6 protein-coding genes and 1 pseudogene are annotated in these 6390 nt (G+C 66.0%); all 7 read left to right on the top strand.

All coding sequences use genetic code 11. The features are described from left to right. On the top strand, nt 1–266 hold a 266-nt coding region (locus ACILQR_RS14990), incomplete at its 5' end, for an enoyl-CoA hydratase/isomerase family protein (RefSeq protein ID WP_395652189.1). A gap of 36 nt (nt 267–302) precedes the next feature. After that, entirely contained in the window at nt 303–1235 is a 933-nt protein-coding gene (locus ACILQR_RS14985; RefSeq protein ID WP_395652188.1) for an SDR family NAD(P)-dependent oxidoreductase, read from the top strand. Further along, complete coding sequence (locus tag ACILQR_RS14980) at nt 1236–2111, top strand: acyl-CoA thioesterase (RefSeq protein ID WP_395652187.1); 876 nt, start codon at nt 1236–1238, stop codon at nt 2109–2111. Nucleotides 2112–2201: 90 nt separating this feature from the next. Further along, nucleotides 2202–3410, top strand: a complete 1209-nt coding sequence (locus ACILQR_RS14975; RefSeq protein ID WP_395652186.1) for an acyl-CoA dehydrogenase family protein — start codon at nt 2202–2204, stop codon at nt 3408–3410. An 11-nt stretch (nt 3411–3421) separates the two neighbouring features. Next, on the top strand, nt 3422–4552 hold the full coding sequence (locus tag ACILQR_RS14970; protein WP_395652185.1) for an acyl-CoA dehydrogenase family protein: 1131 nt from the start codon (nt 3422–3424) through the stop codon (nt 4550–4552). Then, nucleotides 4549–6084: a class I adenylate-forming enzyme family protein gene (locus ACILQR_RS14965; RefSeq protein WP_395652184.1), complete on the top strand. Its 1536-nt coding sequence runs from the start codon at nt 4549–4551 to the stop codon at nt 6082–6084. Before ACILQR_RS14970 ends, ACILQR_RS14965 begins: the two co-directional genes overlap by 4 nt. 101 nt (nt 6085–6185) lie before the next feature. Then, nucleotides 6186–6390: pseudogene (locus ACILQR_RS14960) on the top strand (hypothetical protein); the annotation flags it as partial.

Raw genomic sequence — 6390 nt, 5'->3', positions numbered from 1 at the left:
AGCGGATCGGACTGGTGCTGCGGATCGTGGACGACGAGGTCCTGATCGAAGAGGCGCTGAAGCTGGCCGACGCGATTGCTTTGAACAGCCCTGTCGGCATCTGGCTGACCAAACAGTCGCTGTGGTTCAACCAGGGCGCGGGCAGTCTGGAAGCGGCGATCGAGCTCGAGAACCGCGCCGTCCTGGCCAGCCAGGCGACCGAGGACGCGATCGAGAAGCGCACGTCGGCGATCGAGAAGCGCCGCCCGAAATTCAAGCACACCTGACGCGCTTCACGCGCAATCCCATTCAAGGAAGACATCATGGCTGACAGCATCCGCTTCGACGGCAAGGTCGTCGTCGTCACCGGCGCGGGTAATGGCCTGGGCCGCACCTACGCCCACGATCTCGCGGCCCGGGGGGCGAAAGTGGTCGTCAACGACCTCGGCGGCTCGACCGACGGCCAGGGCGGCGATCAGGCGGCGGCATCGCGGGTCGTGGCCGAGATCGTGGCTGCCGGGGGCGAGGCCGCGGCCAGTTTCGACAGCGTGGCGACGCAGGCAGGCGGTGCCAGCATCATCCAGACCGCGCTCGACACCTGGGGCCGCGTCGATGCCGTGATCGCCAACGCCGGCATCCTGCGCGACCGGAGCTTCTCCAAGTTGAGTCAGGAGGAAATGGACATCATCCTCGACGTCCATCTGCGCGGCACCATGTTCACGGTGCAACCGGCGTTCAACTGGATGCGCGAGAATGGCGGCGGCAATATCGTGGTCACGGCGTCGCCGTCCGGCCTGTTCGGGGCGTTTGGGCAGGCGAACTACTGCGCGGCCAAGCTGGGCATCGTCGGCATGATGCGGGTCATGTCGATCGAGGGCGCAAAGGCCGGAATCAAGGTCAATGCCCTGGCCCCCACCGCAGCGACACGCCTGACTGCGACCGCCGGAATGTCGGGCCAAGCGACCGAGCCGAAGACGCCTGAGGAGGATCCGATGTCGACGGGTCGCGTCTCGCCGCTGGTCCTGGCCCTGGCCCACCAAAGCTGCCCGGCGTCGGGTGAAATCTTCAGCGCCGGTTGCGGCTGGATCAGCCGTGCCGTGATCGCGGTCAACGAGGGCGTCGTCCTGGACGACTTCACACCGGAAGGGGTCGCGGCCCAGTGGAGCGCCATTCGCGATACGTCCGCCTTGACCGTGCCGACGGACGCGACGAACTACTGGCACATGATCCAGTCCAGGACGGGTGCGACAGGTTAGATGGGAAAGCCGGCGCGAGACCTGAGCCTGCTGGACCTGCTCGACCTTCAGGACGTCGGGTCAGACTTCTTCCGTTCCCGCTATACCGAGCCCAATCTGAGCGGTGCGCTCTACGGCGGCCAGGTGCTGGCGCAGGCGCTGAGGGCCTGTCTGTTCACGGTTGAGGCCGATCGGCCGGTGCATTCGCTGCACGGCTATTTCATCCGGCCCGGGGCGGAAGCCGAGCCCGTGGTCTATCAGGTCGAGCGGACCCGTGACGGCCGGAACTTCACCACGCGGCGGGTCACGGCATTGCAGAACCGCAAGGCCATCTTCCACATGGAGGCGTCGTTCCACGCCGGTGCAGAGGGCGTCTCGCACGCCCGCCCGGCGCCGGTTGCCCCAGGGCCATACGAAGTTTCCGACCAGGATCCGTTCGAACGCGCCATGGTCGAACAGTTCGATGCCAGGCCGGAACAGATGCGAACCCTGCTGCCCCTGGTCGAACGCCGGATGGTTCCGGTAACCAGCGAGGCGCACCGGCTGGTCTGGATGCGGGCGCGCGAGCAGGGGCTCGACGACGATGCCCTGCGCGCCTGTGGCCTTGCCTATCTGTCGGACTTCTGGCTGGGCGGCGTGGTCAAGGGACCGCATCCGGATGCCATCCGCCAGCGCCTGACCAGTGTGGATCACGCCATGTGGTTTCACCGTCCGACCGATCCGTCGCAATGGCACCTGTATGACATGGAGGCACCGTGGGCGGGCGACGCGCGCGGACTGGCACAGGGGCGGATTTACGACCAGACAGGCACCTTGATCGCCTCGGTCGCGCAGGAGGTCTATCTGTTTCCGGGCGAGATGCACGAGGCGGCCCGGCGCGGCGAGTTGCCGGTCTGAGTTCGGTATGGCCGGATCGCCCATGCGATTGGCGGGTCGTGGATCGCGCGAAAGCGGTTGCGGACGCGCCGGGTGCGCTAAGGTCAGGCCATGAATTTTGATCTTGAGCCGGCGGATGTGGCCTTTCGGGCGGAAATGCGCGCCCTGATCCGCGATCTTCTGCCGGCCGACATTGCGCGGCGGGGTCGGCAAGGGTTTCACGCGACCCACGATGATGTGCAGACCTGGATGCGGTTGCTGAACGCGCGCGGCCTGGCGGCCGTGCATTGGCCGACCGAGTACGGCGGGACGGACTGGTCGCCCCTGCGCAAGCATCTGTTCCAGATCGAACTGCGGGCAGCGGGTGCGCCGGTGCCGGATCAGGCCGCGCTCGAGCTTGTCGGACCGGTCATCTGTACCTTCGGCAATGCCGCCCAGAAGGCGCAGTACCTGCCGGCAATCCTGAACGCCGACACATTCTGGTGCCAGGGGTTCTCGGAGCCGAACTCGGGCTCGGACCTGGCGTCGCTGAAGACCAGCGCGATGCGTGACGGCGACCATTACGTCGTCAACGGCCAGAAGACCTGGACGTCTGAGGCGCACAAGGCCGACATGATGTTCGCCCTGGTCCGCACTGACAGTGAGGCGCGGCCCCAGGCGGGCATTTCCTTCATGCTCATCGACATGAAGAGCCCCGGAGTCTCGGTGCGGCCGATCTACACGATCAACGAAGGGCTGAGCGTCAACGAGGTCTTCTTCGACAACGTTCGTGTCCCGGCCGAGAATTTGGTCGGTGAGGAGAACCGGGGCTGGGGATACGCCAAATTCCTGTTGACCAACGAACGGACTATGAGTGCCGAGACGCCACACACGGCGTTCGACCTGTCCATGGTTCAGGAGATCGCTGCCGCTGAACCCAAGGACGGCCGACCGGTCATCGAGGACCCTCTGTTTGCAGCAAGGCTGGCGCGGTTCGAGATCGATCTGATCGCGCTGGAAGCGACGGTCGTTCGGGTGTTGCACATGGGCGAGGACGATCCGGGATTGAACGCGGCCGCTTCGGTGCTGAAGGTCAGGGGTTCCGAACTGCGTCAGCGCATCGCCGACCTGGCCGTCGAGGCGCTGGGGGATCATGGCCTGGCCGTCTTTCCGGACGTCGAGGGGCAGGACAATATGGACGTGCTGGCCCCTGTGCCGCCTGCGCCGGGCCACGCCGCAGGATGGTTGTCGCGCGCCATGTTCCGGCGGGCCACGACCATCTACGGCGGTGCCAACGAGATCCAGCGCACCATCATCGCCAAGTCCGTCCTGGGACTGTGAGGAGAGCGACGATGGACTTCTCGCTGAACGAGGAACAGGCAGCCCTGAAGGAAAGCGTTCGCCGCCTGTGTGATCGCGACTATGGCTTCGAGCATCGGCGCGGCCTGCTGCGAAGCTCGGAGGGGTTCTCGCGCGAGCTGTGGGCAACGTTCGCCGAACTCGGCTGGCTGGGCGCAGGCCTGTCGGATGACGAGTTCGGCTACGGTGGCGGCCCGATCGAGACGATGATCTTGCAGGAGGCGTTCGGCCGGGCGCTGGTCGTCGAGCCCTATCTGTCGTGCGCGGTGATCGCGGCCCGTGCCGTCGCAGCCCTGGGCGACGCGGCTCAGAAGGCGGAACTGCTGTCGGCCATTGTGGGCGGCGAGGCGCTGGTCTCACTGGCGCACAACGAAGTCGGGATGCGGGGCAACGACGGGGCCATCACCACGGTCGCGGTGTCGAACGGGAATGGCTGGCGCATCAGCGGGCGCAAAGGCTTTGTGCTGGGCGGACCGAGCGCGGACTTCCTGTTGGTGTCCGCCAGTACGCCGACGGGGGTGACACTTTTCAAGATCGCCGCTGGTGCGCCTGGCGTCGAGGTTCTGGCCTATCATGCCGTGGACGGACGCCGGGTGGCCGACTTCGTGTTAAACGACGTCGAGGTTGCGGATGATGCCGTCATCGGACCGGTCGGCGGAGCCTTGCCCGGAATCGAACTCGCAGTCGACCATGGAGTGATCGGGCTGCTGGCGGAGTGCGTCGGGGCCATGGACGCCGCCCTGTGGCTGACGCGGGACTACCTGAAGACGCGCAAGCAGTTCGGTGTGACCCTGAACACCTTTCAGGCCCTGCAGCACCGGATGGCCGACATGCTGGTCGAGACGGAACTGGCACGGTCGATGCTGTTGCGCGGCGTTGCGGCGCTTTCCGAGACCGATCCGGCGAAGCGGCGCGCGGGTGTCTCGGCGGCCAAGGTCCAGGTGACGGAGGCGGCTGTCAAGGTGACCGCCGAGGCTATTCAGCTGCATGGCGGTATCGGCGTGACCGAAGAGTACATCGTCGGCCACTTCTACAAGCGCGCCGTGCTGGCGCGGGGCCTGTTCGGCGGGACCGACAGTCATGTAGAACGGTTCGCTGGCCACCCTCGACAGGCCGCAGCGTGAAGACGCTCGGTGACCTGATCACGCGGGCTGCACGGTTCACGCCGGACGATACTGCGCTGGTCTATGGCGACACGCGGTTCACCCACGCCGAGCATCTGGCGCGCGCACGGCAGTTGGCCTCCGCGCTGCAAAAGGCTGGGGTGGAGCGACAGGACCGGATTGCGGTCCTGGCCATGAACTGCACCGAATACGCCGAAGCATTCAGCGCCGCCTGGCTGTCGGGTTACATCCTGAGCACCGTCAACTTCCGCCTCGCAGCGCCGGAGATGGCGTGGATTCTGGGCGATACGGCCCCACGCGTCCTGATCTTCGAGGCGCAGTACGCTCAGGTCGTCGCAGAGTTGAAGAAGGACCTGCCGTCGATCCGGACCTTCGTTTGCATCGGCGACTCGATAGACTGGGCGACCGACTACGAGGCCTTCCTTTCAGCTGGCGATCCGAATGGGTCGACTCTGATCGCCCGGCCCTACGACATCGCCCACATCATCTACACGTCCGGAACGACCGGACGACCCAAGGGCGTGATGCGCAGCCATCGCGGCGAACTGGCTGTCGGCGAGTGCATGTGCCTGACCATGGATATCCGTCCGCGTGGCCGGATGCTGGAGGTCATGCCCATGTTCCACGCCGGTGCCCAGTCCAGCATGTTGGGCCAGATGTGGCGGGGCGGAGAGATCCACATCCACCGCAGCTTCGACCCCGAGGCTGTTTTGAAGACCATCGAAAGCCGGCGGATTACGCACCTGCATCTGGTGCCGCTGATGGTGCAGGCCCTCGTCGATCACCCCGATTTTGACCGCTACGACCTGTCCAGCGTCGAGACCATCCTCTACGCCGCTGCGCCCATGCCGGTGCCGGTGCTGAGGCGCGCGTTGGCGAAATTCGGACGGGTGTTCGTCAACTCCTGGGGCCAGACCGAGGGCACCGGGACGGCCCTGCCCAAACACCTCCATGCCGTGGACGGTCAGATGGTCAACCTGCTGGGGTCGATCGGCAATGCCTATCCCCTGACCGAAATCCGCATCGTCGACGATGAGGGGCGGGATTGTGCCATCGGCGAGGTGGGTGAGCTGCTTGTGCGTGGCGACGCGGTCATGGTCGGCTATTGGAACAACACGGCAGCGACGCTGGAGGCGCTTAAGGACGGCTGGCTGCGGACGGGCGACATGGGCCGGTTCGACGACTGCGAGCGCATCTTCCTGGTCGATCGCAAGAAGGACATGATCATCTCCGGCGGGGAAAACATCTATTCCCAGGAAGTCGAGCGGGCGGTCGCCGAACACCCGGCCGTGGCACAGGTCGCGGTGATCGGCGCGCCCGACGAGAAGTGGGGCGAGACGGTCGTGGCCTGCGTGATCCTGCTCCCCGGGGCGAAGGTCGAGGAGGCGGACATCATCGCCCATACCGCGACCCTGATCGCCAGCTACAAGAAGCCCAAACAGGTCGTGTTCCTGGACAGCTTCCCGGCCCTGCTCAGCGGCAAGATCAACAAGGTCGCGCTGCGCTCACTCCATGCCTCATCGCATGGGTGATCCTGTCGGCCCGACCAGCTCGTGCGCATTGACCGCCCGGGCGGGGAGGGGACAAACCCATGCTGTGGCGTCGTTCGGTGCCCGGCGGTTGAGAACTGACGATGGCTTCGGCACGTGATCCGGTTGTAGTGGGTGTCTACGCCAGCCAGCAGGCGCGCAGCCTGCCGGGCCGGACGTCTCACGACCTGCTGCTGGAGTGTGTGAAGGGCGCCATCGCCGACGCCGGGATCGATCGCCGTGACATCGACGGGGTGGCGCTGGAATGGCCGGGCCCTGGCGGAGCGCCCGGAGACTCCGCCAGTTGGG

The sequence above is a fragment of the Brevundimonas sp. genome (genome assembly GCF_044239655.1).
In the GTDB taxonomy this organism is placed as follows: Bacteria; Pseudomonadota; Alphaproteobacteria; order Caulobacterales; family Caulobacteraceae; genus Brevundimonas.
Note: the sequence above shows the minus strand (reverse complement) of the source record. Positions and strands in the feature narration are given on the sequence as shown.

What these genes read in the sequence shown, in the direction of transcription:
- ACILQR_RS14985 (WP_395652188.1), top strand. Translation starts at nt 303, where the DNA reads ATGGCTGACAGCATCCGCTTCGACGGCAAGGTCGTCGTCGTCACCGGC.
- ACILQR_RS14980 (WP_395652187.1), top strand. Translation starts at nt 1,236, where the DNA reads ATGGGAAAGCCGGCGCGAGACCTGAGCCTGCTGGACCTGCTCGACCTT.
- ACILQR_RS14975 (WP_395652186.1), top strand. Translation starts at nt 2,202, where the DNA reads ATGAATTTTGATCTTGAGCCGGCGGATGTGGCCTTTCGGGCGGAAATG.
- ACILQR_RS14970 (WP_395652185.1), top strand. Translation starts at nt 3,422, where the DNA reads ATGGACTTCTCGCTGAACGAGGAACAGGCAGCCCTGAAGGAAAGCGTT.